The organism is Methylobacterium sp. UNC300MFChir4.1 (genome assembly GCF_900110155.1).
GTDB lineage: Bacteria > Pseudomonadota > Alphaproteobacteria > Rhizobiales > Beijerinckiaceae > Methylobacterium.
Map to the genome: position 1 here is coordinate 194,769 of NZ_FOCS01000005.1, position 25,139 is coordinate 219,907.

General features: G+C 72.3%; 26 protein-coding genes. 10 read left to right on the plus strand and 16 right to left on the minus strand.

The genetic code is table 11. The annotated features are described in order from the left end of the window. Window positions 1–30 precede the first annotated feature (30 nt). The 5 genes from mqo to BMY19_RS09840 all read right to left on the minus strand — a co-directional run bounded on the left by mqo (window position 31) and on the right by BMY19_RS09840 (window position 6,938). Window positions 31–1,542 carry a malate dehydrogenase (quinone) gene (gene mqo / locus BMY19_RS09820; protein WP_100251571.1) on the minus strand — a complete coding sequence of 504 codons (1,512 nt, stop codon included), beginning with the start codon at window positions 1,540–1,542 and terminating at the stop codon, window positions 31–33. Between the two features lie 11 nt (window positions 1,543–1,553). Beyond that, window positions 1,554–1,952 (minus strand): cupin domain-containing protein, encoded by a 399-nt coding sequence (locus BMY19_RS09825; RefSeq protein WP_100251572.1) that lies wholly within the window; start codon window positions 1,950–1,952, stop codon window positions 1,554–1,556. A gap of 30 nt (window positions 1,953–1,982) precedes the next feature. Continuing rightward, on the minus strand, window positions 1,983–3,710 hold the full coding sequence (poxB, locus tag BMY19_RS09830; protein WP_100251573.1) for a ubiquinone-dependent pyruvate dehydrogenase: 1,728 nt from the start codon (window positions 3,708–3,710) through the stop codon (window positions 1,983–1,985). 46 nt (window positions 3,711–3,756) lie between these two features. Next, entirely contained in the window at window positions 3,757–5,220 is a 1,464-nt protein-coding gene (gene fumC / locus BMY19_RS09835; RefSeq protein WP_100251574.1) for a class II fumarate hydratase, read from the minus strand. Window positions 5,221–5,483: 263 nt separating this feature from the next. After that, entirely contained in the window at window positions 5,484–6,938 is a 1,455-nt protein-coding gene (locus BMY19_RS09840) for a CoA transferase (protein ID WP_100251575.1), read from the minus strand. Window positions 6,939–7,013: 75 nt separating this feature from the next. Here BMY19_RS09840 and BMY19_RS09845 point away from each other — a divergent pair, with 75 nt between their 5' ends. Beyond that, window positions 7,014–8,147 (plus strand): citrate synthase, encoded by a 1,134-nt coding sequence (locus tag BMY19_RS09845; RefSeq protein WP_100251624.1) that lies wholly within the window; start codon window positions 7,014–7,016, stop codon window positions 8,145–8,147. A 56-nt stretch (window positions 8,148–8,203) separates the two neighbouring features. Here the strand turns inward: BMY19_RS09845 and BMY19_RS09850 are convergent, their stop codons facing one another. Continuing rightward, window positions 8,204–9,067, minus strand: coding sequence for a class II aldolase/adducin family protein (locus BMY19_RS09850; RefSeq protein ID WP_020091015.1), 864 nt, complete (start codon window positions 9,065–9,067; stop codon window positions 8,204–8,206). A gap of 129 nt (window positions 9,068–9,196) precedes the next feature. Between BMY19_RS09850 and BMY19_RS09855 the strand changes: the two genes are divergently transcribed. Next, window positions 9,197–10,105: a LysR substrate-binding domain-containing protein gene (locus BMY19_RS09855; protein WP_100251576.1), complete on the plus strand. Its 909-nt coding sequence runs from the start codon at window positions 9,197–9,199 to the stop codon at window positions 10,103–10,105. 218 nt (window positions 10,106–10,323) lie between these two features. Next, on the plus strand, window positions 10,324–11,685 hold the full coding sequence (locus tag BMY19_RS09860) for an NAD(P)H-dependent oxidoreductase (RefSeq protein WP_020091013.1): 1,362 nt from the start codon (window positions 10,324–10,326) through the stop codon (window positions 11,683–11,685). A gap of 4 nt (window positions 11,686–11,689) precedes the next feature. Here BMY19_RS09860 and BMY19_RS09865 read toward each other — a convergent pair whose 3' ends face one another. Together BMY19_RS09865 and BMY19_RS09870 are read right to left on the minus strand one after the other, a co-directional pair. Next, window positions 11,690–12,604, minus strand: a complete 915-nt coding sequence (locus BMY19_RS09865; protein ID WP_100251577.1) for an AraC family transcriptional regulator — start codon at window positions 12,602–12,604, stop codon at window positions 11,690–11,692. An 85-nt stretch (window positions 12,605–12,689) separates the two neighbouring features. Next, a complete protein-coding gene (locus BMY19_RS09870) occupies window positions 12,690–12,920 on the minus strand; it encodes a hypothetical protein (RefSeq protein WP_012321783.1) in 231 nt (76 codons plus the stop codon). Window positions 12,921–13,471: 551 nt separating this feature from the next. On the opposite strand from BMY19_RS09870, the gene BMY19_RS09875 reads away from it, so the two are divergent. Continuing rightward, a complete protein-coding gene (locus tag BMY19_RS09875) occupies window positions 13,472–14,788 on the plus strand; it encodes a putative HlyD family type I secretion protein (RefSeq protein ID WP_100251578.1) in 1,317 nt (438 codons plus the stop codon). Continuing rightward, the gene (locus BMY19_RS09880; protein ID WP_100251579.1) at window positions 14,785–16,929 is read left to right on the plus strand and encodes a peptidase domain-containing ABC transporter; all 2,145 of its coding nucleotides are present in this window, start codon (window positions 14,785–14,787) and stop codon (window positions 16,927–16,929) included. Before BMY19_RS09875 ends, BMY19_RS09880 begins: the two co-directional genes overlap by 4 nt. Before the next feature lie 19 nt (window positions 16,930–16,948). On the opposite strand, the gene BMY19_RS09885 is transcribed toward BMY19_RS09880, so the two are convergent. Next, window positions 16,949–17,908, minus strand: a complete 960-nt coding sequence (locus BMY19_RS09885) for a helix-turn-helix domain-containing protein (protein ID WP_100251580.1) — start codon at window positions 17,906–17,908, stop codon at window positions 16,949–16,951. Between the two features lie 134 nt (window positions 17,909–18,042). Further along, on the minus strand, window positions 18,043–19,341 hold the full coding sequence (locus tag BMY19_RS09890; protein WP_244534876.1) for an MFS transporter: 1,299 nt from the start codon (window positions 19,339–19,341) through the stop codon (window positions 18,043–18,045). 380 nt (window positions 19,342–19,721) lie between these two features. Here BMY19_RS09890 and BMY19_RS09895 point away from each other — a divergent pair, with 380 nt between their 5' ends. Next, window positions 19,722–20,183 carry a GNAT family N-acetyltransferase gene (locus BMY19_RS09895; protein WP_100251582.1) on the plus strand — a complete coding sequence of 154 codons (462 nt, stop codon included), beginning with the start codon at window positions 19,722–19,724 and terminating at the stop codon, window positions 20,181–20,183. 160 nt (window positions 20,184–20,343) lie between these two features. Here BMY19_RS09895 and BMY19_RS09900 read toward each other — a convergent pair whose 3' ends face one another. The 4 genes from BMY19_RS09900 to BMY19_RS30450 all read right to left on the minus strand — a co-directional run bounded on the left by BMY19_RS09900 (window position 20,344) and on the right by BMY19_RS30450 (window position 22,512). Continuing rightward, on the minus strand, window positions 20,344–21,183 hold the full coding sequence (locus BMY19_RS09900) for an alpha/beta fold hydrolase (protein ID WP_091977898.1): 840 nt from the start codon (window positions 21,181–21,183) through the stop codon (window positions 20,344–20,346). 222 nt (window positions 21,184–21,405) lie between these two features. Continuing rightward, on the minus strand, window positions 21,406–21,648 hold the full coding sequence (locus BMY19_RS09905) for a hypothetical protein (RefSeq protein WP_091676038.1): 243 nt from the start codon (window positions 21,646–21,648) through the stop codon (window positions 21,406–21,408). Window positions 21,649–21,785: 137 nt separating this feature from the next. Continuing rightward, window positions 21,786–22,199, minus strand: a complete 414-nt coding sequence (locus tag BMY19_RS09910; RefSeq protein WP_100251583.1) for a Ros/MucR family transcriptional regulator — start codon at window positions 22,197–22,199, stop codon at window positions 21,786–21,788. Window positions 22,200–22,269: 70 nt separating this feature from the next. Continuing rightward, entirely contained in the window at window positions 22,270–22,512 is a 243-nt protein-coding gene (locus BMY19_RS30450) for a hypothetical protein (protein ID WP_139215628.1), read from the minus strand. Between the two features lie 73 nt (window positions 22,513–22,585). Between BMY19_RS30450 and BMY19_RS09915 the strand changes: the two genes are divergently transcribed. The 4 genes from BMY19_RS09915 to BMY19_RS09930 all read left to right on the plus strand — a co-directional run bounded on the left by BMY19_RS09915 (window position 22,586) and on the right by BMY19_RS09930 (window position 24,129). Next, window positions 22,586–22,936, plus strand: coding sequence for a hypothetical protein (locus BMY19_RS09915; protein WP_056522867.1), 351 nt, complete (start codon window positions 22,586–22,588; stop codon window positions 22,934–22,936). Window positions 22,937–23,065: 129 nt separating this feature from the next. Then, the gene (locus BMY19_RS09920; protein WP_056523187.1) at window positions 23,066–23,326 is read left to right on the plus strand and encodes a hypothetical protein; all 261 of its coding nucleotides are present in this window, start codon (window positions 23,066–23,068) and stop codon (window positions 23,324–23,326) included. Beyond that, a complete protein-coding gene (locus BMY19_RS09925; protein WP_020091001.1) occupies window positions 23,326–23,733 on the plus strand; it encodes a hypothetical protein in 408 nt (135 codons plus the stop codon). Before BMY19_RS09920 ends, BMY19_RS09925 begins: the two co-directional genes overlap by 1 nt. Before the next feature lie 84 nt (window positions 23,734–23,817). After that, a complete protein-coding gene (locus BMY19_RS09930; RefSeq protein WP_100251584.1) occupies window positions 23,818–24,129 on the plus strand; it encodes a hypothetical protein in 312 nt (103 codons plus the stop codon). Between the two features lie 16 nt (window positions 24,130–24,145). Here the strand turns inward: BMY19_RS09930 and BMY19_RS09935 are convergent, their stop codons facing one another. Both BMY19_RS09935 and BMY19_RS09940 read right to left on the minus strand, forming a co-directional pair. Further along, window positions 24,146–24,610, minus strand: a complete 465-nt coding sequence (locus BMY19_RS09935) for a hypothetical protein (protein WP_244534877.1) — start codon at window positions 24,608–24,610, stop codon at window positions 24,146–24,148. Between the two features lie 138 nt (window positions 24,611–24,748). Continuing rightward, window positions 24,749–24,967, minus strand: coding sequence for a hypothetical protein (locus tag BMY19_RS09940; RefSeq protein ID WP_020090998.1), 219 nt, complete (start codon window positions 24,965–24,967; stop codon window positions 24,749–24,751). Window positions 24,968–25,139 lie beyond the last annotated feature (172 nt).

Below are 25,139 nucleotides of genomic sequence, written 5' to 3' on the forward strand. Positions count from 1 at the left end.
GGGCGCGGGGAACCGCGCCTCGCGAACCTGTCAGACGTTCTCGATCCTCAGGACCGGCGCCGTCTCGGCCCGGGTGCGACGGCAGGCCTCGGCGTCCCGCTTGAGGTCGATGCCGTAGGTCGGGATCACCGCCTTGAGGCGGGGCAGCCAGGCATCCGGCGTGAGCCGGTCGGCGAAGCACTTCTCCAGGACCTCGACCGCGATGAAGGCCGCCGTCGAGGCGCCAGGCGAGGCGCCGAGCAGGGCGCAGATCGAGTTGTCGGCCGCGGCCACCAGCTCCGTGCCGAATTCGAGGTAGCCTTCCTCCAGCGGGTTCGACTTGCCGGTCGGCTTGATCGTCTGCACCCGCTGGCCGGCCACCGCCGAGGTCCAGTCCTGCTTCAGCGCCTTGGGGAAGAAGTCCTTGAGGGTCGCGAACTGGTGGTCGGAGCTCTGGAGCACCTGGCCCACGAGGTACTCGGTGAGCGCGACGTTGTCCTTGGCGACGTCGAGCAGCGGCACGATGTTGTGCGGTGTCAGCGCGGTGAACAGGTCGGTGAGCGACCCGTGCTTCAGGAAGCGCGACGAGAAGCCCGCGTAGGGCCCGAACAGCAGCGAGCGCTTGCCGCCGATGATGCGGGTGTCGAGGTGGGGCACCGACATCGGCGGCGAGCCGGAGGCGGCCTTGCCGTAGACCTTGGCGTGGTGGCGCGCGCTGACCGCGTCGACGTCGCAGCGCAGCCAGATCCCCGAGACCGGGAAGCCGCCGTAGCCGCGCCCCTCCGGGATCTTCGAGGCCTGCAGCAGCGGCAGCGAGCCGCCGCCCGCGCCGATGAACACGAACTTGGCCGTCACGGTCTGGCGCGTGCCGTCGTAGGTGTCCTCGACGGTCACGGCCCAGCGGCCGTCGTCGACCCGGTCGAGGGCGACGACCTTGCGGTTGTAGTGGACGGCGAAGCCGGGCTGCGCCGCGAGCTGCTTCACCAGCAGGTGCGTCAGGGCGCCGTAATCGACGTCCGTACCGGTGACGATCCGGGTGGCGGCGATCGGCTCGCCGGGATCGCGGCCCTCGATGATCAGCGGCGCCCAGCCGGCGATGACCTGCGGGTCCTCGCTGTACTCCATGCCGTGGTAGCAGTGGTGGGCCGACATCGCGGCGTAGCGCGCCTTGAGGAAGGCGACGTTCTCGGCCCCCCAGACGAAGCTCATGTGCGGGCAGGGATGGATGAAGGCGCGGGGGTCCGGGATCGCGCCCTTCCGCACGAGGTGCGCCCAGAGCTGGCGCGAGATGTCGAACTCGGTGTTCACCTCCAGGGCCTTGGCGATGTCGACGCTGCCGTCGGGGCGCTGGGGGGTGTAGTTCAGCTCGCAATTGGCCGCGTGGCCGGTGCCGGCGTTGTTCCAGCCCTCCGAGCTCTCCTGCGCGCAGTCGTGCAGCGTCTCGAACATCGCGATCCTGAGCGACGGCTCCAGCTCCTTCAGCATCGTGCCGAAGGTCGCGCTCATGATCCCGGCGCCGATCAGCACCACGTCGGGAGCGTCGTCGAAGCTCATCTCGGCCATCGGGCCCCTCCTCAGGCGGTCTTGTTCGGGACGAAGGGGAGCCGGGCCTCGGCGCCGGGGGCGAGGATCACGTAGGCCCGGCACCAGGGCTCGTCGTCGACGAGGCGCCAGGAATGGCCGGAGCCGGCCGTGTCCTCGGCGATGAGGATGTCGCCGGGGCGGATCGTGAAGTGCGCGCCGGCCCTCGTCTGGAAGTCGAGGGTGCCGCGCAGGGTGATGACGAACTGCCGGGTCGGCGCCGCGTGCCACGCGTAGGTCCCGCCGGCCTGGGTCTCGCGGAAGGAGATCGAGACCACGTCGGTCGTGCCGCTGAGGATGTCGTCGCGCTCGCCGTGGGGCAGGTCGATGACGCCTTCCTCGAAGTAGGAATTGTCGTCGTCACCGGTCCAGATGCGTACGCAGCGGATCATCGGGCAGAGCTCCGGCTTCGGAAGGGCGCCTCAGCGCCAGAGGTTGGTCTTGGCGAGGTCGATGATCTCGGTGCCGCGCCCGTCGATGACCGCCCGGGCGAGCCACATCCCGAAGCCCGTCACCTGCTCGAGGCCGACCTTCGGCGGCATCGACAGCTCCTGGCGGGCCGAGACGACGTCGAGCAGCGCCGGGCCGTCATGGGCGAGCATCGCGGCCATCGCGTCCGGCAGCGCGGCCGGGTCCTCCACGCGCCGGGCGAAGATGCCGGCCCCGCTCGCCATGGCGGCGAAGTCCGGGTTCACCAGCTCGACGCCGGTCTCGAGGAAGCCCGCCGCCTTCATCTCCATCTCGACGAAGCCCAGCGTGCCGTTGTTCAGCACCACGATCTTCACCGGCAGCTTGTGCTGGTTGAGGGTCAGCAGGTCGCCCATCAGCATGGCGAAGCCGCCGTCGCCGGAGAACGAGATGATCTGCCGCCCGGGATAGGCCGCCTGCGCGCCGATCGCCTGCGGCAGGGCGTTGGCCATCGAGCCGTGGTTCAGCGAGCCGATCAGCCGGCGCTTGCCGTTCATGGCGAGGTAGCGCGCCGCCCAGATCGTCGGCGTGCCGACGTCGAAGGTGAAGACCGCGTCCTCGGAGGCCGCCTCGCTGAGCGTCCGGGCGACGTATTGCGGGTGGATCTTGCCGCCGGGCTTGCCCACCGCCAGCGCGTCGAGCCCGGCGCGGGCCTTGCGGTAATGGGCGAGGCTGTCGTCGAGATGCGCCCGGTCGGTCTTGGCCTGCAGCTTCGGGAGCAGCGCCGCGATCGTCTCCCCGACGTCGCCGATCAGGCCGAGATCGATCCGGCAGTGGCGCCCGAGGCTCCCGGCCCGCAGGTCGACCTGCGCGACCTTGGCGTCGTCCGGGTAGAACTGGCGGTAGGGGAAGCCGGTGCCGAGCAGCAGCAGGGTGTCGCAGTCGAGCATCGCCCGGTAGCCCGACGAGAAACCGATCAGGCCGGTCATGCCGACGTCGTAGGGATTGTCCCACTCGACGTGCTCCTTGCCGCCGAGCGCGTGGACGACAGGCGCCTTCAGCGCCTCGGCGAGTTGCAGCAGCTCCGCGTGGGCGCCGGCGCAGCCGCGGCCGCAGAACAGGGTCACGCGCCCGGCCGCGTTGAGCATCTCGGCGAGCGCGTCGAGGTCGGCCTCGCGCGGGCGCACCACGGGCGGGGGCGGCACGAGGGCGGCGGAGAGTTCGGGCGCGTTCCCCGGCATGGCCATGAGGCCGACATCGCCGGGGATCACCACGACGGCGACCCCGCGCTCGGCGATGGCGACGCGCATCGCGGTCTCGATCACGCCGGGCAGCTGGGCCGGCGAGGAGACCAGCTCGCAGTAGTGGCTGCATTCCTGGAACAGGTTCTGCGGGTGCGTCTCCTGGAAGTAGCCCCGGCCGATCTCCGCCGAGGGGATCTGGGCCGCGATGGCCAGCACGGGCACGCGGGAGCGGTGCGCGTCGAACAGGCCGTTGATCAGGTGCAGGTTGCCCGGCCCGCAGGATCCGGCGCAGACCGCGAGCTCGCCGGTCAGGTGCGCGTCGGCGCCGGCCGCGAAGGCGGCGCTCTCCTCGTGGCGCGTGTGGATCCAGGCGATCGAGCCGTCCTGGCGCAGGGCCTCGGTCAGGCCGTTGAGGCTGTCACCGACCACGCCGTAGATGCGCTTCACGCCGGCCTGCGCCAGCGCCCGGACGAACAGATCGGCGACCTTCGTGCTCATGGTGTCTCGCTCAGCTGAGGGGGCGGACGGACGGTCCCGGCGCGCTTCAGGCGCCGGCCAGCCCGTGGCCGATCATGGTCCTGGGATCGCACACCGCGTCGAAGCGCTCGGCCGGGACGCCCTCGGCCAGGGCGGCCGCGCGCAGCGTCGTGCCCTCGTCGTTGGCGCGGTGGGCGATCTTCGAGGCGAGGTCGTAGCCGATCACCGGCGACAGGGCCGTGACCAGCATCAGCGACTGGTTCACGGTCTCGTCGATCCGCGTCCGGTTGAGTTCGGTGCCCTGGACCGAGTAGGTCCGGAACTTCTCGCAGGCGTCGCCCAGCACGCGGATCGAATGCAGCGTGTTGTTGATGATGATCGGGCGCATCGCGTTGAGCTCGAAATTGCCCTGCGAGCCCGCGAAGGCGACCGCGTTGTCCTCGCCGATCACCTGGATGCAGACCATCACCAGGGCCTCGCACTGGGTCGGGTTGACCTTGCCGGGCATGATCGAGGAGCCCGGCTCGTTGGCGGGCAGCAGCAGCTCGCCGAGGCCGCAGCGGGGCCCCGAGGCGAGCCAGCGCATGTCGTTGGCGATCTTCATCAGTGCGACCGCGAGCCCGCGCACCGCCGCCATGGCGGCGACCGTGGCGTCCAGCGACCCCTGCGCGGCGAACTTGTTGGGCGCCGTGACGAACGGCTTGCCAGTGAGATCGGCGATCTTGGCGGCGATCTCCGCGCTGAACCCCTCCGGAGCGTTGAGGCCGGTGCCGACCGCGGTGCCGCCGGCCGCCAGCTTGTACAGCCCGGCGCGCGACGCCTCGACGAGGGCCAGCGCGTCGCGCATCTGGGCCACGTAGCCCGACCATTCCTGGCCGACGGTGAGCGGCGTCGCGTCCTGCAGGTGGGTCCGGCCGGTCTTGACCACGTCCATCCAGGCCCGCGCCTTGGCGTCGATCGCGTCGGCCAGCGCCCGCGCCTTGGGGAGCAGGACCTCGTCGAGTTCGAGCACCGTGGCGACGTGCATCGCGGTCGGGAAGGTGTCGTTCGACGACTGGCCCATGTTGACGTGGTCGTTCGGGTGGACCGGGCTCTTGGAGCCGAGCACACCGCCGAGGAGCTGGATCGCGCGGTTCGACAGCACCTCGTTGACGTTCATGTTGGACTGGGTGCCGGAGCCGGTCTGCCAGACGTAGAGCGGATAGTGCGCGTCGAGCTTGCCCGCGATCGTCTCGTCGGCGGCCTGGACGATGGCCTGCGCGCGCCAGTCTTCCAGGCGGCCGGCGGCGGCGTTGACCAGGGCGGCGGCCTTCTTGACGTAGCCGTAGGCGTGGTAGACCCGCTTGGGCATGCGATCGTCGCCGATCGAGAAGTGCTGGAGCGAGCGCTGCGTCTGCGCGCCCCAGTAGCGGTCCGCCGGCACGTCGATCCCGCCCATCGAGTCCGTCTCGTGCCGCATCCCGGTGGCGGCGATGCCGATCGGAACGTCGCGCAGGATGGGGTGGCCCGGGGCAGACTCGTTCATCGTCATCCTTCTCGGTGTCGGACCGTCTGGCACAGTGCGAGACGGGTTCGGCGAACCGGGTGCGCTTTGACGTAAACGGTGGTATTATTTTCGGTCTTCGGTCGATATGTGCAGATTTTAAGAAAGCTGACTATTAAATCTTCACTTAAACCTAGTATTAAAAACGCCGACAAAACGCATTACAGATCATGAATGCGAATTGCCAGATAACATAGATCGGTGTCAAGCGTTCCGCCGCGCGGAGGCTGCAAAAACATTCTCGCGATTGGTCAATTTATAGCGCTTCTGCTCCCCGGAGCGGCTTTCGAGCCGGACAAGCGCGCGCTGCCGAAATGTCTGACTTGTGCGGCCTCCGTCGTGCCGAGATCGCAGGCCGGGCGATCCCACCGCAGCGGCGCGCCCTCGATCCGCACGGGCGCGTGCAGCCGGAGGCCAGGTCCCCACGCCGTGTCCTCGATCTCCGGGGCGTAATCCGCGTCCCGATATCCGCCGAAGGCGGGCCCCGGCGCGCTGCCGCGATGGTCCGTGAGCAGGCGCGCGGTCCGGGCCAGGGAGAGCCGCGCGGTGACGGCGTGCCCGTCGCGCTGCCGGGCGATCAGGCCTCGCACGGCCGCCGCCGCCATCAGGTAGCCGGTGGCGTGGTCGAGCGCCTGGACGGGCAGCGGCACCGGCCGGTCGGCCCGTTTCCACCGCTGCCCGGCCGCCGCGATGCCCGTCGCCATCTGGACGAGGCTGTCGAAGCCGCGCCGTCCGGCCCAGGGTCCGGTCCAGCCGTAGGCGCAGAGCGCGACGTCGATCAGGTCCGGGTTGAGTGCCCGGCGTCGCGCCGCGCCGTAGCCGAGCCGCTCCAGGGCGTCCGGGCGGTACCCGTGCACGAGGATGTCGGCCTCGGCGAGCAGGGTCTCGAAGTGCCGGCGGTCGGCGGCCTGCCGGAGGTCGAGCCGCGTGCAGATCTTGCCCAGGGTGATGTCGGGCGCCAGGGACGGCTCCTCCCAGCCCGGCGGGTCGATCCGCAGGACGTCGGCCCCGAGGCCGGCCAGGACGCGCGTGGCCACCGGCCCGGCCAGGATGCGGGTCAGGTCGAGGACCCGGATCCCCGCGAGGGGACGGGCCGGGTCCGGGCGCCACGGCACCCGGTGCTGGACGGGACGTTCCGCGAGCGCCACGAGGGGCTCGGCCCGGACCGCCCGGCCCTGGTCCAGCCTCGGCCAGTCGTCGGGGCCGCGCATCGCCGCCGCGCAGCCGCCGGCGCGCAGGATCGCCGCTTCCAGATCCTCGGCCGCCGCGCGCGCCACGGCGGCCGTGACCGCCTCCCGCTCGCCCGGGCAGTCGAGGATTGCGAGGGCGGCGGCGCGGTGATGGGGCGCGTTGGTGTGCAGCCGGATCCAGCCATCCGCCGCCTGGTAGTCCCCGGCGATCGGGTCCCAGGCGGCCGGCAGCGTCCAGCCCTGCGGCCGCACGGAGGTGCCGAACCACGCTGAGGCCAGGTGCCGGTCGACCGTGACGGCGGGCGCGGGGCCGGACAGGCCGAGGAGTTCGGAGACGGCGAGGCCGGCGGCGCCGATCGACGCCGTCGCCAGCGCGGTGACCGGGAAGCAGGAGGGCAGGCTCCCGGTGCCGGTCACCGCCAGCCGGTCCCCGGCCTCGGGCGGCAGCGCCAGGGCGGCCAGCGCCTCCGCGAGGATCGGCGCCAGGGCGTAGTGGTCGGCGTGTCGTTCGCGCATGGTCCCGGCCCTCGATCGGTTCGCGCAGGCTGCCGGCCATCGACGGATCGATCAATCTTGATACATCTGATCAACATGACGGAATGGCTGGACCGCGCCGAAGCCCTCGACGCCCTCGGGATCCGGGCCCAGACGCTCTACGCCTACGTCAGCCGCGGGCTGATCGAGGCGCGGCGGGCGCCGGGCCGGCGCCACAGCCAGTACCGGGCTGCCGACGTCGCGACGCTCGCCGACCGGCGCGGCCGGAGCCGCGCCAGCGCAGCGATCGCCGCGGGGGCCATGGCCTGGGGCGAGCCGTCGGTCGTCACCGCGATCAGCACCGTCCACCGGGGCAGCCTGATCTATCGCGGCCGCGACGCCGTGGCGTTCGCCCGCGACGCGAGCCTGGAGGCGACCGCCGACCTCCTGTGGGACAGCCCGGAGGCGACGCTGTTCGACGTTCCGGCCGACGCGGCCGCGACGCCGTTCCTGGCGCTGGCCGGGCTTCTGCAGGAGGCCGAGGCCGCGCTGGGCCGCGGCCACCACCGCCTGTGCCGCGACGCGCGCCGCGCCGTCGCGCATCTCGCCGCGTCCTGCGGCATCCCCGAAGGCCGGGCGCCCCTGCATCAGGGCTTGGCGCGGCTCTGGTCCCTCGACGCCGCGACCGCCGACCGGGTCCGCCAGGCGCTGGTGCTGCTGGCCGACCACGAACTGAACGCCTCGACCTTCGCGACCCGCGTCGCCGCCTCCACCGGCGCGCCGATCGCGGCCTGCCTCATGGCCGGGTTGAGCGCCCTGTCGGGACCGCGCCACGGCGGCGCCGCGGCGGCGGTGCTGCGGCTCGTCGGCGAGGCCGCCGCGACGGGCCCGAGAGCGGCCGTGCGCGCTTGCCTGGATCGGAGCGGCGCGCTGCCGGGCTTCGGCCACCCGCTCTACCCGGACGGCGACGTCCGCGCCGCGGCCCTGGGCGCGGTCCTGCCCGCCGACCCCCTGCTGGACGCCGTCCGGGACTGCGCCGAGGCGGCGACGGGGGCGCGGCCGAACATCGACTTCGCGCTGACGGCGCTCGTCCGGACGGCGGGCCTGCCGCGGAGCGCGCCGTTCACGATCTTCCTGCTCGGCCGGAGCCTGGGCTGGGCGGCGCACGCCATGGAGCAGGGCCGCCAGGGGACGCTGATCCGGCCGCGGGCCCGGTACGAGGGGCGGCGCAGCCCGGCGGACCGCCCATAGCGAGAGGGCCGGCCTCGCGGCCGGCCCTCAATCCGTCGCAGACTCCCGCGCCGGCCTCAGGCGAACATGTCGGGCTGGGTCTCGGCGATGTGGCTGTACAGCGTCTGGAAGTGCAGCCAGCCGATGTAGTCGCTGCCGACGTGCTCGCGGCTGTAGCGGGCGGTCTTCTCCGAGAGGAGCTGCGGCTTGATGCCGGAGGCCTCGACCAGGAGCTGCTGCTGGCAGGCCCGCTCCAGGGCGATGAACCAGAAGGCCGCGTCGTCGATGCTGTGCTGCGAGCAGGTCAGCAGGCCGTGGTTCTGGTGCAGCACGCCGCGGTTGCGGCCGATCTGCTGGGCGACCGACAGGCCGCTCTCCTTCTCCACCGCCACGGCGCCCGCCGAGGCGCCGATCACGGCGTGGCTGTTGTAGAAGGCCGCCGCGTCCTGGCTGATCATCTCCAGCGGTCGGCCGGTGGCGCACCACGCGGTGCCGTAGGTGGTGTGCGCGTGGCACATCGCCATGACCTCCGGGTACTCCTCGTGCACGGCGGCGTGGAGGACGAAGCCCGCGCGGTTGATGGCGTGGCGCCCCTCGACCACGCGGCCCTTGTGGTCGGCCAGGATCAGGTTCGACATCCGCACCTGCGAGAAGTGCACGCACATCGGGTTGGTCCAGTACAGCTCCGGACGCTCCGGGTCGCGGATCGTCAGGTGGCCGGCGAAGCCGTAGTCGAAGCCGTGCATCGCGAAGGCGCGGCAGGCGGCCACGAGGTGCTTCTTGCGGTAGTCCCGCTCCTCGGCGTGGTCGGCGAAGTCCGGGATCTCCGGGAAGATCAGGCCGGCCTGCTCGGGCTGGTAGATCGAGGTCCGCCTGCGGCCAGCATCGTCGTTCGGCAGGTCGAGGGCGACGGCCGCCTCGTGGGCGTGATCGTCGAGCATGGCGTCTCCTTTCGTCGGGGTACGGACCGGGCCGCCGATCGCGTCGTGGTCGGCACTATCCTGCCGGATCCGCGCGTTGACAAACGACGATTTTTCACGCTTTCCATGAATTCAATTCATGGATTGCGCATGCGCCGGATCCCGAGCTTCTCCGCCCTGCGGGCCTTCGAGGCGGCCGCGCGCCTCGGCAGCTTCGCCCGCGCCAGCGCGGAGCTGCACCTCACGCCCTCGGCGGTGAGTCACCAGATCCGGGCGCTGGAGCGCTGGTTCGGGCGCGCCCTGTTCCGGAGGGCGAACCGCCAGGCGCTCCTCACCGCCGACGGCCAGCGCCTGCTGGCCGGGCTCTCGAGCGCCTTCGACGCGATCGAGGCGGTCTGCGCCGACCTCAGCCCGCCGTCGCCCGCGTCGCTGGCCGTGCACTGCACGCCGAGCTTCGCGGCGAAGTGGCTCGGGCCGCGGCTCCCCGCCTTCGTGGAGGCGCATCCCGGCATCGCCATCCGCCTCTCCACCAGCGCCGACCCGGTGGATCTCGGGCGGCACGAGGAGATCGACATCCTGATTGCCTACGGCCGGCCGCCGCACGGGCCCGGCCTGACCGTCGAATCCCTCGGCCCGGAGGAGATCGCCGCCCTCTGCGCGCCGGAGGTCGCCCGGGCCGCGCAGCCGGACGCGGCCGGATTGATCGGGCCCTTCACCCGGCTCGACTCGTCCTTCAGCCCCGTCCGCTGGCCGGACTGGTTCGCCCATAACGGCCTACCCTTGCCGACCGGGGCAGCCGGAGCGGCTTTCGATCGGGGCTCGCTGGTGATCTCGGCGGCCGTTCAGGGGCTCGGCGTGGCGCTGGAGACCCTGCGGTTCGCCCGGGACGAGCTCGCCGCCGGGCAGCTGGTGCGCCTCGGCGGCGATCGGGTCGCGAGCCTGACCCGCGACCTCCACTTCATCTGCTACCGCGAGCGCGACGGGGCCCTGGAGAAGATCCGGGCCTTCCGGCACTGGCTCCTCGACGTGGAGGCGCAGAGCCGGGCCGAGGCGGCCTGAGGCGGCCCGAGGCGGCCCGAGGCGGAGAGACCCGATCCCTCACCCCGCCCCGCTCCCGCACGGGAGAAGGGAGCGGCGCGTCGCCCGAACAGACCCCCCGTCTTTTTATTCGGTGGGCCTCAACGGCATCGGGAACCGCGCTAGGTCCCCGTCCAACGACGCGGCGAGCGCGGCGGGGTCCGGTCCCGACCGCGCGCCACCCAGGGAGAGAACGCCCCATGTCCCTTTCCGCCAAGCTGCAGCGGCGCGCCGACGAGGGCCGGCCCGTCCGGGTCGGGCTGATCGGGGCCGGCAAGTTCGGCTCGATGTACCTGTCGCAGGCGCCGCGCACGCCCGGCATCCACCTCGTCGCGGTGGCCGACCTGTCGCCCGACCGGGCGCGCGAATCGCTGCGCCGGGTCGGCTGGGACGATTCGCGGTTCGCCGCGCGGGGGCTGGAGGAGGCCGCGCGCGGCGGCACGACCCTCGTGACCGAGGATGCCGACGCGATGATCGCGAGCCCGTTCGTGGACATCGTCATCGACGCCACCGGCAGCCCGGCCGCCGGCATCCGCCACGCGCTCAAGGCCTTCGCGCACGGCAAGCACATCGTCATGGTCAACGTCGAGGCCGACGTGCTGGCCGGGCCGCTGCTGGCGCGCCGGGCGGCCGAGGCCGGGGTGATCTACTCCATGGCCTCGGGCGACCAGCCGGCGCTCATCGCCGAACTGGTCGACTGGGCCCGCACCATCGGGCTGGAGGTGATCTGCGCCGGCAAGGGCACCAAGTACCTCCCGGCCTACCACGCCTCCACGCCCGACACGGTCTGGGGCCATTACGGCTTCAGCGAGAGCCAAGTCGCGGGCGGCGACTTCAACCCGCAGATGTTCAACTCCTTCCTCGACGGCACCAAGTCGGCGCTGGAGATGGCCGCGGTGGCCAATGCCTGCGGGCTCACCCCGCCGCGCGATGGCCTCGCCTTCCCGCCCTGCGGCGTCGACGACCTGCCGAGCGTCCTGAAGCCCGCGGCGGATGGCGGCCTCCTCACCGAGCGCGGCACCGTCGAGGTGGTCTCGTCGGTGGAGCGGGACGGGCGGCCGGTCTTCCGGGACTTGCGCTGGGGAGTCTACGCGGTGTTCGAGGCGCCGAGCGCCTACGTGCGCGACTGCTTCGCGCAATATGGCCTCAAGACCGATTCGAGCGGCCGGTTCGCCGCGACCTACAAGCCCTATCACCTGATCGGGCTCGAGCTCGGCATCTCGGTCGCCTCCATCGCGGTCCGCGGCGAGGCCACGGGGGCGACGGGCGACTGGCGCGGCGACGTCGCCGCGACGGCCAAGCGCGCGCTGCGGGCCGGGGAGCGGCTCGACGGCGAGGGCGGGTTCACCGTCTACGGCAAGCTGATGCCGGCGGCGGATTCCCTGGCGCAGGACGCCCTGCCGATCGGCCTCGCCCACAACATGGTCCTGAAGAACGACGTGCCCGCGGGCCGGGCCGTGCGCTGGAGCGACGTCGCCTTCGACGCCGATCAGGAGGCGATCCGCGTCCGGCGCGAGATGGAGGACCTGTTCCGCGGGGCGGCGGGGCGGGCTGCCGGGTAGCGCCTCAGGCGCGCCGGCCGGCCGTGCGCCCGGTCGGCGAGCGCCCGACGAGCTTCCGGAACGTGCGGCTCATGGCGCTGGCGCTCGTGAAGCCCGATCGCGCGGCGACCTCCGCCATCGATCCCGCGCCGGAGCGGATCAGGGCCTCGGCCCGGCCGACGCGCTCGCGCATGATGTACTGGTAGGGCGTGACCCCGGTGGTCTGGCGGAAGGCTCGGATGAAGTAGCCCTCGCTGAGCCCGACGATGCCGGCCAGGGCGGAGACGGTGATCTCCCGGTCCAGGTGCTCCCGGATATACGCGCAGGCCCGCCCGGCCTGCGACGCCGAGAGGTCGGGCGCCGCCGACCGGCCCGGAGCGCGCGCGGCGACGACCGAGCGCAGAATCGCCAGGTGGAGGCTCTCGATCAGCAGCGCGTCGGGCGACGGGTCGTCCCGGTGCGCGCAAGCCAGCGCGTCGAGGATGTGCCAGGTGCTGCGGCAGGCGCGGAGATCGCGCCCGTCCGCCGCGAAGGCGATCTTGCCGATCGGCGCCTCGGCCAGCCGCTCGACGGCGGCGGCCGAGAAGGAGAGGACGCGGCCGGCATACGGGCCCGCCCAACGGGTCGTGCCGTTCAGGCCGGGACGCCGGACCAGCAGGCCTTCGCGCTCGGTCAGCCGCGCCGCGACCTCGTAATCGACCGCGTGGTGCGCCCCCGCGGGCTGCGTGCTGGCGGCGACCTCAAGGCCGGTGACCGCGTGCGTGCTCCACCCGCCGGTGGGGAAGCGGAAATCGATGAAGGCGACCTCCGGGAGGCCGCGGTCGCTCGGCGCGTAGCAGGTCAGCTCGGGGCGGCCGGAGAGATGCCCGGTGCTGCCGCTCGTTGCGTACGCGATCGTCTCGGCTGTGGTCGCGGCTGAACTCTCGGCTGTGCTGTCCATGCGGGCCCGTGATTCCGGTGTCGTCGCGGTCACGCCCCGCGACGGAGGAGGGCGGCCCCGCGGCCGCCCTCCCGGTGTCAGACCGTCAGCGCAGGGAGCCGGTCACGCCGCCGACGACACCGCCGACCGCGCCGAGCACGCTGCCCACCAGGCCACTCACCAGACCGCCGACCTGGCCCACGACCCCCGAGACCGCACCGAGCTCCTGGCTCGCGTCGACCCCGAGGCCGACAGTGAGGCCGACCCCGAGGCCACCGCCGACCTGGTCCAGCTCGGCGGCGCTCAGCTCGCGGACGGTATCGATGCTGTCCTGCATGATCGTTCTCCAGATTGAGATTCAGGTAGAAGGTTATTTGCTTCGATCTATTGCCTGATCGTAGCGTCTAGGCGCCTTGGACGTCGGCACCTGCCTTTAGGATTACAGAGATGTGCTTCGTGTCAATCGGTCATGGCCAGCCGATAATGCTCGCGGACGATCGAGCCCGGCCAATGCGCAAAAACTGACAGGCCTTGTCTTTCCCAGGCCGCGCGCCAGACGCTGTCGGCACTGCGGCCGCCTGCGCTGCGAAGCGGCGCGTCTCACCGCGTCTCACGCCGTCGAGTTTTCGCAACGCAGCACGCGATGATGCAAAAACTGACGTCCTGTTGCGCTGCAAAGTAAGCTCGACGGCGAATTGGAATAAACCATTGAAAACGGACGATTTTCGACGCAGGCGCGACGTTCTGACGCGGGCAGGATTATTCAAAATTCGCCGTGTCGGCAAGTGTTGACATGAAACTCCCGTGATGCGACCGAGTAAGGTGGCAGATGCGCTGAGCATTGCCCTCGAATACGGCTGTCTCCTTCAGGAAGGTTGCTTTCTCCGGGTGCCAAGTCCGCTCTTTCGACTTGAGGTTATCGAGGCGCGACGCAACGCGTGGCTGGGCGAGGCGCAGATCATCCAGCCTCTGCCGGTCCGCCTCGTGGCCGCGGCCTGCGTGATCATGGTGGCGGCGGTCGGCCTGTATGCCTGTCAGGGCACCTACACGCGCCGCATCCACGCCGTCGGCCTGCTCGCGCCCGATATCGGGCTGATCAGCCTCGCCAGCCCGGTGGCGGGGCGCGTCGGCTCGACCGGCGTCCGCGAGGGCGACAAGGTCGCGCGCGGGCAGCTCCTGTACACGATCGACCTTGACGCCGTGTCGGCGAGCGGCCCCACGCAGGAGCGCGTGATCGCCGAGCTGGAGCGCCAGCGCCAGAGCGTCGAGCGGCAGCGGACCGCCCGGGCCGATCTGGCCGGCACGGAGCGGCAGGCGCTGCGCGAGCAGGTGGCGAATCTGAGCGAGCAGTCGGCCCAGCTCGCCAAGCAGATCGACCTGCAGGACAAGCTGGTTCCGCCGCTCCGGGCGCGGGTCGAGGAACTCGCGGACGCCGTGGCGCGCGGCTACGCCCGCGCCGCCGACTTCCAGAGCCAGAACTACCTCTACATGCAGGCGAGCGCGCAGCTCGCCCAGTTCCAGCAGAGCCGCCTCCAGATCGACGGCAAGCTCGCCGACACGAAGTCCCAGCTCGCCGCCTACGACGACCGGTTGGCCCGCGACCTCGCCGACCTCGACCGGACCGCCGCCCAGCTGGCGCAGCAGAAGGCCGAGAGCGAGGCGCGCCGCGCCATCGAGGTCCGGGCGCCGGAGGCCGGGACCCTGACGTCGATCCGCGCGCAGGTCGGCCAGACCGTGGCGGCCGGGGCGACGCTCCTGACCCTGCTGCCGAGCGCCGGGCGCCTCCAGGCCAACCTGTTCGTCGATTCGTCGGCTATCGGCTTCGCCGAGGCCGGCGCGCCCGTGATGCTGCGCTACGCCGCCTTCCCGTTCCAGCGCTTCGGCCTGCACCGCGGCGTCGTCACCGAGGTCACGCGGGCGCCGCTGGGCAGCGACGACGCGCCCGACTTCGCGCGGCGCGCCGCCGCCCGGGGGGAGGGGACCGACCTCTACCGCATCGTGGTCCGGCCCGATTCCGACACCGTGCTGGCCTACGGCGAGCGGCGCAGCCTCGAGGCGGGCATGCGCGTCGAGGCCGACATCGCCCTGGAGAAGCGGTCGCTCTACCGCTGGCTGCTCGATCCCGTGACGCATGTCCGGGAGAGCCTCGCCCTCGTCACGCGCGGCGGCCTCGACGCCCTGCCGGTCCGGAAGGCCGCCCCGTGACGGCGCCGTCCCTCGCCGCCCGGCTGGATTTCGGGCTCCGCCGCCGGGTGCCGGTCGTCCTCCAGGCCGAGGCCGCCGAGTGCGGCATGGCCTGCCTCGCCATGGTCCTGGCCTATCACGGGCGCCAGATCGACCTCGCGACGCTGCGGCGGCGCCATCCCCTGTCCCTCAAGGGCATGACCCTGCGCAACCTGATCGACCTCTGCGGCGCCCAGGGCCTGACCGCCCGCGCGCTTCGGGTCGAACTCACGGACCTGCCCCGGCTCCGGCTGCCCTGCATCCTGCACTGGGGCCTCAACCACTTCGTGGTGCTGACCCGGGTCGAGCGCGGCGGCCTCGTCATCAACGATCCGGGCCGCGGCCGGCGGCGGGTCAGCCTCGCGGAGGCCTCGCGGGAATTCACCGGCGTCGCTCTGGAGGCGGTGCCCAATCCGGGCTTCCGGCGCGAGCGGGCCGCCCCGGGCCTGCGGCTGCGCGACCTGTTCCGCAACATGGCCGGCATCCGCGCCGCCCTGGCCCAGGTCCTGGCCCTCTCCCTCGGGATCGAGCTCGTCGCACTCCTGATGCCCATCGCCTCGCAGGTCGTCATCGACGAGGTGATCGTGAACGCCGACCACGATCTGCTCCTCGTGGTGGCGATCGGCCTCGCGCTGCTGCTGCTGCTCCAGCTCGGCCTCAGCATCGCCCGCACCTGGGCGATCATGCTGGCCGGAACCCGGCTGAACTACCAGTGGTCGGCCGGCCTGTTCGACCACCTGTCGCGGCTGCCCCTCGACTACTTCGAGAAGCGCCATGTCGGCGACGTGATCTCGCGGTTCGGCTCCCTCGCCACCATCCAGAAGGGCCTGACGACCGATCTCGTCCAGGCCATGCTCGACGGGCTCATGGCGGTCGGCATGCTGGTGATGCTGACGGTCTACGGCGGCTGGCTGGTCGCCGTGGTCCTGGCCTCGACGGCGCTCAACGCGGTCCTGCGGGTCTTCGCCTACGGCGCGTACCGGGAGGGGAGCGAGGAGGCCCTCGTGGCCGAGGCCCGCCAGCAGACGCACTTCATCGAGACGGTCCGCGGCATGGCGAGCGTCAAGCTCCTCGACCTGCTCGAGCGGCGCGGCGGCGCCTGGATGAACCACTTCGTCACGGCCCTGAACGCCCGGCTGCGGCTGCAGCGCCTCGACCTCGTGTTCGGCCGCGCGAACGAGTTCCTGTTCGGCCTCGACCGGCTGATCCTGCTGGTGCTCGGCGCCCGCGCGGTCATCGGCGGCTCCCTGTCGCTCGGCATGCTGGTGGCGTTCCTGGCCTATCGCGACCAGTTCGCCACCCGGATCGGCAGCCTGATCGACGCGTGGTTCAAGCTGCGCATGCTCGACGTGCAGACCGACCGGCTCGCCGACATCGTGCTGTGCGAGCCGGAGGAGCAGGATCTCGCCGCCGGGGCGCAGCCGGGGGCGCCCCCGGTCGTCGCCCTGAAGGCCGGAACGCTCGCCGGCGCGGGCCTGGCGCTGCGCTACGGGGTCGACGAGCCCTGGATCTTCCGCGGCGTCTCGCTGTCCGTGCGGGCCGGCGCGTGCTTCGCGATCACCGGTCCCTCGGGATGCGGCAAGACCTCGCTCATGAAGGTGATGATGGGGCTGACGCCGCCCAGCGAGGGGATCGTCACCGCCGACGGCCAGGACATCCGCACCGCCGCCGGGTCCTACAGGCGCCGGATCGCCGGCGTGATGCAGAGCGACGGCCTGTTCGCCGGCTCGATCGCCGAGAACATCGCGGCCTTCGACGAGCATCCGGACGCGGGCTGGATCGCCGAGTGCGCCGCCCGGGCGGCGATCCTGGACGACATCCGCCGCATGCCCATGGGCTTCGAGAGCCTCGTCGGCGACATGGGCTCGACCCTGTCGGGCGGCCAGAAGCAGCGCATCGTGCTGGCGCGCGCCCTCTACCGGCGGCCAGAGATCCTGTTCCTCGACGAGGCCACGAGCCACCTCGACGAGGCCACCGAGGCGGTGATCGCCCAGGCCCTGCGCGACCTGCGGATGACGCGGGTCATCGTCGCCCATCGCCCGGCGACGATCGCCCACGCGGACGCGGTGTTCGATTTCCCCGCCCAGGTCCGCGACCGGGCGGATCTCGCCGCCGCGGGCTGACGCGCCCGACGCGCTTCGCCTAGGGGAGCGCGGGCCGGAGGTCGCCCGGGGCCAGGCCGAAGCGCTTGCGGAAGCCGCGGTTGAAGGTCGGTACGTCGGTGAAGCCGCACGCGTAGGCGATCGAGGCGATCCGCATCTTGTCGTCGCGGCGGGCCTCGAGGCGCCGGCGCGCGAGGTCGAGGCGCGCGTCGCGGATCGCCGCCGCGATGCCGCCGGTCTCCGCGAAGGCGCGGTACAGACTGGTCCGGGAGAGACCGAGCGCGCGCTGGATGTCCTGCGGGTTCAGGTCGGGATCGTGCATCCGCCGCGCGATGTGGGCGCGGGCGAGCGAGACGACGGCCGCCTGCGAGACCGCCTCCGGATCGCCGCGCCGGGCCGCGCCGTCGACGAGGTGGCCGAGGAGGTGGAGCACGCCCTCGACGGCCGCCTGCGCCTCGTCGGCGGACATCCAGGCGATCGAGCCGGCCACGCCGCGCAGCCGGGCCCGGACCTCCGCCCCGGACGGGTGCGGGGTGAGGCTGCGGCCCGCGAAGGCGTCGGCGTCGCCGACGAAGGCCTCGAACATCTCGCGCGGAACGGCGAGGCGGACCTCGTCGTAGGCGCTCTGGGTGCCGGCCACGAACGGCCGGTTCCGCGACAGGAAGCCGATGTCGCCAGGGGTCAACTGGGCCCCGCGGCCATTCTGCTCCTGGTAGCCGATCCCGTCGAGCGCGAGGCCGATCACCACCATCCCGCGGGCGTTCCGGTCGACGTGGCGGGACCGGAACTCCACCTCGACCGGGCTGCTCACCGTGTGGGTCAGCGACCAGCCGTCCGAGGCCACGGTCAGGCGCTTGGCCGAGAACCGCTCCCGCGGATGCTGCCGGTCGATATCGCCGAACGCCGCCAGGGCCGTGCAGCGCCAGAACTCGAAGGCCTGCTTGGGGTCGACGTGACGGGTCGTCTCGACGAGGCTCGGGACGAGCACCGGGCTAGACACGTGTGACACCCCCGGCGTGCCCGGCGGTTCCGTCCGGCTGCCTGCGCAACTTTATCGTGTGAATCTTGCCGGATTGGCAACCGACGCCATCCGGCGCGGCGCCGCGGGTCGGAGACCCGCGCGTCCGGGTTTTCCTAAGCAAGGGCCTGCCCGGACAGGCCGCGCGGTCCGGCGAGGAGCAGGGCCGCGCTCGCCGCGAGGACGAGCGTGATCACCGCGAACATCGCGTGCGGCCCGTAGGCCGAGAGGATCGGCAGGAGGATGATCGGCGCCAGCGCGGCCGCGACCCGGCCGCCGGCCCAGGCGCAGGTCATGGCCGAGGCCCGCAGCGGCGTCGGGAGCAGCTCCGTCGCGTAGACGGCGAGGATGCTGCCGTAGGTCGCCGCCGCGGTGTTGAAGGCGATGCCGACCAGGACCAGGGTCAGGAACGTGCCGCTCGCGGCGAAGGCCGTGCCGAGGGCCGCCATCGCCGCCGCCAGGGCCGTCAGGACGGCGCGCCGCTCGAGCCGGTCGATCGCCAGCGCGGTCAGCAGGGTACCCAGGGGCGGGCCGAGCATCGACAGCGCGGCGAAGACGAGGGATTGATCGACCTTGAAGCCCTTCTCCACCATCACGACGGCGCTGAGCAGCGGGAAGGCGATCGTCGCCAGGGGGGCGAGGGTGTAGAGGCCGACGAACAGGGCCGTCCGGCGCAGCTGGCGCGTCTCGGCGAACAGGCCCCGGAACCCCGCGGGCCCGGTCGCGGGCGGGTCCGGGTCCGGGTCGGCGGGGGCGGCGACCCGGCTCCGGCCGGCCGCGCGCTCGAACCGGCGGCAGGCGGCGTCGGCCTCGGCGGAGCGCCCGACCGAGGCGAGCCACCGCGGCGATTCCGGCAGCCGCGCGAACAGGACGCCGCCGAGCGCCGCCAGGGCGCCCCCGAGGATCAGCGCCCAGCGCCACGGCTCGATCCCGAGCGGCGCGGCCGGGGCCATCATCTGGACGAGGCCGATGGCGGCCAAGCCGCCGAGGAGCCCGAGTCCGGCGCAGACCAGCAGCGTCGCGCCGCGTCGGCGCGCGGGCGTCACCTCGGCGAGGTAGGTGGCGACCAGGGGTGGGAACCCGCCGATCGCGAACCCCGAGACCGTCCGGGCGATCGTCAGCGCCGTGAGCCCCTGGCTCGCGGCGGCCGCCAGCGATCCGGCGGCCATCAGCGCGAGGGAGGCCTGGAGCGCGCGCCTGCGGCCGAGGCGATCCCCCAGCATTCCGAAGACGGGCGCGCCCACGGCGCCGCCGGCGAACACGGAGGCGAGGAGCAGCGAGAGGCTGCCCCGCGGCAGGTTGTGGGGCGGCGCGAGGAAGATGGCCGCCAGGGCGTTGCTCAGGGCGACCTCGGCGATGTCGGTGAACAGGCCCAGCGTGCAGACGGCGAGCGCCACCGCGTGAAGCCGCGTCATCGGAAGGGAATCGAGCCGCCGCGTGACGGCCGCGATCGACCCGGCGACCGATGCGGCGGCATCGGAGGCACTCGCGGTCTGACTTCCGGCGTCGATCAAGCGTGTGAGTCCTCTCCGGCCGGAGCGTGCCCGCAACCGGTGACGCACCGCCACGGCAGCGTGTTCCCCACCGGGGAACGTGACGGCGTTCACAAATGCACCATGCGCGCCATGGTTGCGGGTCGCAGGGAGGTCGGCGGTCCGCGGGTCTTGCGGAGCTGTCGATCCGCCCTCCGCCGGGAGCCTCGGCGCGGGGGCCGCACCGCCGTTCCGCGCCTTGCTGATCGTTGATCGGGAGGACATCCTGCGCGGGGGATGTCGAGGCGGATGGCCAGGGCACGATGTTCGAGATCGCGCGGGACGACCTGTCCGATACGCAGACACGGGCGCTGCTGGCGCTCCATCTCGCCGGCATGCACGCATCCTCGCCGCCGGGCAGCGTGTTCGCTCTCGACCTGTCAGGCCTGCAAGCACCGGACGTGACTGTCTGGACGGCGCGCCGCGGCGGGCGGGTGGCGAGCGTCGGGGCGCTCAGGATGGCGACGGACGGCACCGCGGAGGTGAAGTCCATGCGGACGCATCCGGATTTCCTCCGCCTGGGAGCCGGCGCGGCGATCCTCGACACCATTATCGCGGCCGCCGCCGCCCGCGGCGCGCGACGCCTCAGCCTCGAGACCGGACGCGGACCCGCATTCGCGCCCGCGCTCGAACTCTATCGGCGTCGGGGCTTCGTGAACGGCCCCGCGTTCGGGACCTACGTGCCGAGCGACTTCAACCAGTTCCTCCATCTCGCGATCGCCTGACGGGTCGGGTCGGCGTCCTCGTCGCGCCGCCGTTCCCGAAGCGGCCCGCGCCGCGCGTCCGCGATCCGTACGTCCAGGCGCAGAGGCCGACTGGGTTAGGGCCAGCAAGGCTGGCTGTCGGCCCGGTGAGTCGCGCGCGTCAGGGGGCCGCCCAGGACCCTCAAGGCCCGTCCAGGAAGCCGAGGAGCGCCGCGTTGAAGAGCGCCGGATCCTGGAGGAACGCGAAGTGGCTGGCATTGGGCAGGATCAGCAGCCCAGCCCCGGGAATCGTGGCAGCGAGGTACTCGGTGTGCGCGCGCTTGATACCTTCGTCGTGGTCGCCGTCCGCGATGAGGACCGGCGCGCGGATCCGCTTCAGATCGGCTTCGGTCCAGCGCGGCTGCCCGCCCCACATCCGGCCGACCGCGTCGACGAAGGCGGCGTAGTCCTTCGGGGTCGGCGAGAGGGCCTCGTACTCCTTGCCGGCCCGGTCGATGAAGGCGGCGAAGGTCGGGTTCGTCTCCACACCCTCGATCAGGCCCGACGGGTCGGCGTTGGCGCCGAACGCGAACACCTTGCCGACGCGGTCGGGATGGCGCATCGCCATGTCGAGACCGAGGATCGCGCCGTCGCTCCACCCGACGATGTCGGCGCGCGGGATCTTCAGCACGTCGAGCAGCCCGACCACGTCGTCGGTCATCAGGTCGTAGCCGAATGGCCGATCGTCCCGGGTGCTGCGGCCGTGCCCGCGGCTGTCCACGAGGATGACCGTGCGGCGGGCGGCGAGCGCCGCGACCTGGTGGCCCCAGTAATCGGAGTTCGACAGGCCGCCGTGCAGCAGGACGACCGGCGGACCGTTGCCGATCGTGGCGTAATACAGCCGGATGCCGTTGACAGCGGCGCGACCGGAAACCGTGCCGGCGACCGGCGCGGGGGTCGGCGGCAGGTCCTGCCAGCGCGGTCCGGCCCAGGCCGGGGCTCCGGCCAGCAGAAGAGTCAGGGCGATCGCAGTCCGAAGCATCGAGCACCTGTCGTCGTTGCCGGGGCCGGGCTGCCGGGGCGATCCGGTCCAGCGCGACCCGCCGCGACCGCGATCTGCGGTCGACCTGCGCGCGGACCGTGACCGGCTCGGATTACAGAACGATTTCAGACCGTGGCCCGCTGGCGGCGAGCGCGGCCTCCGCCGGCGCCCGGGCACCGAAGGCCGGCGCGCAGCACGGCGCTCGCGCGAGGAGCGGGGCCTCTAGAAGCGCGGGCTCGTGCGGCGGGGCCGGTCCGGCCGGGGCGCGGGGGCGGCTGGCGCATGTCGATGGCCGACCACGTCGCCGTTGCGGTAGGCCTCCTGGATGTTGCGTCGCGCGGCCCGCCCCGCCGTCCCACCGGGCTGCGTCACGGCCGAGTCTCCGGACGGGGCCAGGACGGTCTGCGCCGAGGCCGGTCCGATGCCGAGGAGAAGGAGGGCGACGCAGCCAGACAGACCCTTCATGGCCAGATCCCTCTCACCCGATCGCGTTGCCAGACGGGCCAACCCGCAGTGCCGGCACGCGCGCGCCGCCCCGCCCAGCGCGTCTACGTCCGTGCGGGCCATCGGTTCACGGGGGCTCGGCGGACGGGCTGCGTCGATCAGGCGGCCTTGCTGCCGAGCCGGATCGCCTTGGCGATCTCTGACCGGCGCTCGGCGTAGCCCGGCGCGGTCATCGGGTAATCGTCCGGCAGCCCGTAGCGCGCGCGGTAGAGTTCCGGCGTCAGCCCGTGCGAAGTGAGGTGCCGCTTCATGGTCTTGTACGACCGGCCGTCGATGAAGCTGACGATGCCGTCCTGGCGGACCGAGCCGCGGATCTGAGCGGCGTCGGGCTGCTCGGGCGGCGCCTCGACGACCGCCGGCCGGTCGGTGAGCGCGGAGAGCGCGCCGTGCACGGTGATCAGGAGCGGCTGTATGCTGGTGTGCGGCAGCGCGTTGTTCGACAGATAGGCGGTCACGACGCGCAGGGCCACGTCGCTGATGGTCGGCTCGAGCTGGTCCTGGTTCTTGCGCAAAGCGATCGACCCCTTCTTCGACCCTGCCGACACCTATTATAGACCAGGAATACTCGGACATTATCGTCTGTCAATGCAGAATGACATGCTTGGCAAGTAACGAATTTTGAATGCAGAATTTCGATGCGACGCGCGCCGTCCGGTTGGTCAATGACATGGCCATGGTCCTGTCCGAGATTGGGAGAGCGCCGCCGGATTTTTCGGGTCGCGCCTGCCGGACAATTCGCCAGCGAGGTTCCGACGCTTCCACTTCGCAGATCTTCGTGATCCAATACGCTTCGAGCGCATCGCGAAGTCCGTTCATGGCCGCCACACGCCGCCCGTCCGTGCCGAGGTCGAGGGTCCGGAAGTCCCGCACCGTGCCTGGGGCGGGATGGGGACGCGCGATGCTGGCGGCGCTCCTCGGAGGCCTGCTCGCGGCGCCGTTCGCCCACGGGCAGGGCGCCGACGATCTGGAGGCCGAGATGCGGGCGCGGGTCGCCGCGGCCTTCCCGGACGCGGGCCTCGTGAGATTCCGCAAGATCCGACCGATCCCCGCCGAGGCGGAGTCCGCCGTGGCATTCTGCGGCCAGGTCAGCAGCGGCCCCGTCGGGCAGGGGCGGTCGGATTTCCAGGTGTTCCTGTACGACCGCACCGCGTCGGCCGAGACCGTCCGCATCCTCGGATCGGAATCCCTCAACGGCTACCGCGTCGGCCGGAAGCTGATCGGCGCCCTGCGGCGGGTCGGCTGCCTGTGAGGCGTGCGGCCGGGGCGGTCTGTCCCACACGTGACGGAAATGTGGCAGAAGCTTGACTATTGCTTCAAGGTCGGTTTATAGCTTGACCGTGGCGTTGCGGTTACACCCCCGAGTCCCATGGAGGTTCGGATGTGCGCGCGGAAGACCTTCTACATTTTCATCTCGGCCTCGGACGGGGAGCAGTTCTGCGCCGTCCGACAGGACCAGCCCATCCCGTCGCTCATCGACGGTGTCCGATGGATGTATGTCGGCTGCATCGATACGACCCGGGACAGGCCGTACGGATTCGACGTGGACGCGGCGCACGCGGCGATGCGGCACCGCGGCGTCTACTTCTACCGGCGCGAATTGATGTTCCGCCGGGCCAACTTCCTCCTCGAAGCCGCCTGATGGTGGCTGCCCCCGGACCGATCCTGGCCGGCGCCCTGGTGGTCGCCGGTCTCGGGTTCGCGTCCGCCGCCGAGGCGCAGGTGCCGACGCGGGTCGGCACCTGCGCGGCGACCACCATCGCGCGGATCGGGACCCGGTTCAGCGACACGCTCGTGAAGCCGAAGGGCGACGGGATCGGCGACGGGACGAGCGTCGATCTCAAGAACGGTGTCTACGGCGTCTCCTACGCGTATGTCGAAGCGGTCGCGCGGTCGCGGGTCGGCGACCGGGTCATGACCTGCCTCGTACTCGTGCCGACGGGCTGCCCCAAGGGCGACGATCGCGGCAAGATGTACACGACGACCAACCTGCGCACGCTGGATTCCTGGACTTTGCCCGACTCCCAGCACATGTGCGGCGGGGCCTGATCGGGCGTCCGTGAACCCGCCCCCCGGAGGGGCGTGCTGCCTCAGGGGGCGGGATCCGGGCCTCGGTGAAGAGGAGAGGGATCCGTGTCGCTCAGGAACGCTCTTGCCGCCCTCGCGCTGGCGGTGGCGGGCTCCGCGCCGGTCCCCGCCTGGGCGTGGGGCGTCCCCGGATGCATCAACCTTCCCGAGTACAACCGCGCCCTGGGCGCCCTGCAGGGCATGACGAGCGCCTGCGACATGAGCGTCGAGGAAGCCCGCCGGATCGTCGCCGCCCGTGACGGCGTCCCGCCCGGGCCCCCGGTCGCCGCCGCGGAGCCGCCGGCGCCGCCGCGGGTCGCGCCGCGGCACCGCAGGGCGCGGGCGCACCGGAGCGCGCGGCCGCGGCATCACCGCTGAGCCGGCCGACCGGCGCTCAGGTCCCGTCCTCCGGCGCCCCTGGGGGATCCGCGCGGGTGCGCGCCCAGTCCCGGTCGCGCTCCGCCTGCCGGGCGCGCTGCTCCGCCACGTAGGCCTCCTGATCGGCGCGCTCCCGCTTCCGGCGGCGGTCGGCGGCGGCCGCGCTGCGCTTGCGCCACGCCTCCGTCTCGGCCTTCTGGCGCAGCAATTCCTCGACCGTGACGGGTGTCACCGGTTCCTTGGGTTGCGCCCAGGGATAGGACCGCCGGGGCGGGGGCGGGCGGGTCGCCCGATCGGCGGAGGCCTGCCCGCTCCGCCGGAGCGCCTCGGCCGCCGCCGCGAGGGTCAGCCCGGCACCCCGGGCGATGCGCTCGGCGGCCGCCCGGGCGGCCGCGCGCTCGCCCGCCGTGGCCCCCTGATCGGCGAGCGCGAGGCACTTCTCGAACCGGTCCCGGTCGGCGGGCGTCATGGGCGACGTCATGGGCAGCGTCTTATCGCCGGTCGACCCGCCTGTCCCGTCGCACCGGATCCGTCGATCCGGTTTCACGCCAGCCTCCGTGCCGGTCAGGCCGCCGCGGTCGCGCGTCTCGCCGGCCGTCCGGCGCCGCGACCCGCGCGGCTACGTCTGGGCGCGTCCGTTCCCGCCCGGACCGATCGCCGGCAGTCCGGCCCCGTCCGGCAGGCCGCCGAGCACCACGAGGATGCGTCCCAGGAGCACCCGCGAGTGCCGCGCACCGCTGCCGATGGCCGTGAGGTCCGGCCGGCCCGCGCGGGCCTCGTAGGCCGCGCGCAGCCGGTCGAGCTGCCGCCTGCGCGTCTCGGGATCGCTGGAACCCATGGCCCATCCTCCCGGCGGGCCCTGGCTCGCGGTGCGCCCCCGCGAGCGAGCCTTCGACCATCCCGAGTCGGGGAGTTGGAAAACCGTGTCTGAACGGTCCCTACGACCTTTAGCGCCGGAACGCCTGGACATACGCCGCAGGCTCCCCGACCGTGTGGCCAAGGATACGGGT

Coding starts and splice junctions, on each gene's coding strand:
- BMY19_RS09870 (WP_012321783.1), bottom strand. CDS start 12,920: ATGCAGGACAGCATCGATACCGTCCGCGAGCTGAGCGCCGCCGAGCTG.
- mqo (WP_100251571.1), bottom strand. CDS start 1,542: ATGGCCGAGATGAGCTTCGACGACGCTCCCGACGTGGTGCTGATCGGC.
- BMY19_RS09840 (WP_100251575.1), bottom strand. CDS start 6,938: ATGCGCGAACGACACGCCGACCACTACGCCCTGGCGCCGATCCTCGCG.
- fumC (WP_100251574.1), bottom strand. CDS start 5,220: ATGACGATGAACGAGTCTGCCCCGGGCCACCCCATCCTGCGCGACGTT.
- BMY19_RS09940 (WP_020090998.1), bottom strand. CDS start 24,967: ATGGGTTCCAGCGATCCCGAGACGCGCAGGCGGCAGCTCGACCGGCTG.
- BMY19_RS09900 (WP_091977898.1), bottom strand. CDS start 21,183: ATGCTTCGGACTGCGATCGCCCTGACTCTTCTGCTGGCCGGAGCCCCG.
- BMY19_RS09825 (WP_100251572.1), bottom strand. CDS start 1,952: ATGATCCGCTGCGTACGCATCTGGACCGGTGACGACGACAATTCCTAC.
- BMY19_RS09905 (WP_091676038.1), bottom strand. CDS start 21,648: ATGAAGGGTCTGTCTGGCTGCGTCGCCCTCCTTCTCCTCGGCATCGGA.
- BMY19_RS09915 (WP_056522867.1), top strand. CDS start 22,586: ATGCTGGCGGCGCTCCTCGGAGGCCTGCTCGCGGCGCCGTTCGCCCAC.
- BMY19_RS09860 (WP_020091013.1), top strand. CDS start 10,324: ATGTCCCTTTCCGCCAAGCTGCAGCGGCGCGCCGACGAGGGCCGGCCC.
- BMY19_RS09855 (WP_100251576.1), top strand. CDS start 9,197: ATGCGCCGGATCCCGAGCTTCTCCGCCCTGCGGGCCTTCGAGGCGGCC.
- BMY19_RS09890 (WP_244534876.1), bottom strand. CDS start 19,341: ATGACGCGGCTTCACGCGGTGGCGCTCGCCGTCTGCACGCTGGGCCTG.
- BMY19_RS09935 (WP_244534877.1), bottom strand. CDS start 24,610: ATGACGTCGCCCATGACGCCCGCCGACCGGGACCGGTTCGAGAAGTGC.
- BMY19_RS09925 (WP_020091001.1), top strand. CDS start 23,326: ATGGTGGCTGCCCCCGGACCGATCCTGGCCGGCGCCCTGGTGGTCGCC.
- BMY19_RS09850 (WP_020091015.1), bottom strand. CDS start 9,067: ATGCTCGACGATCACGCCCACGAGGCGGCCGTCGCCCTCGACCTGCCG.
- BMY19_RS09845 (WP_100251624.1), top strand. CDS start 7,014: ATGACGGAATGGCTGGACCGCGCCGAAGCCCTCGACGCCCTCGGGATC.
- BMY19_RS09920 (WP_056523187.1), top strand. CDS start 23,066: ATGTGCGCGCGGAAGACCTTCTACATTTTCATCTCGGCCTCGGACGGG.
- BMY19_RS09895 (WP_100251582.1), top strand. CDS start 19,722: ATGTTCGAGATCGCGCGGGACGACCTGTCCGATACGCAGACACGGGCG.
- poxB (WP_100251573.1), bottom strand. CDS start 3,710: ATGAGCACGAAGGTCGCCGATCTGTTCGTCCGGGCGCTGGCGCAGGCC.
- BMY19_RS09865 (WP_100251577.1), bottom strand. CDS start 12,604: ATGGACAGCACAGCCGAGAGTTCAGCCGCGACCACAGCCGAGACGATC.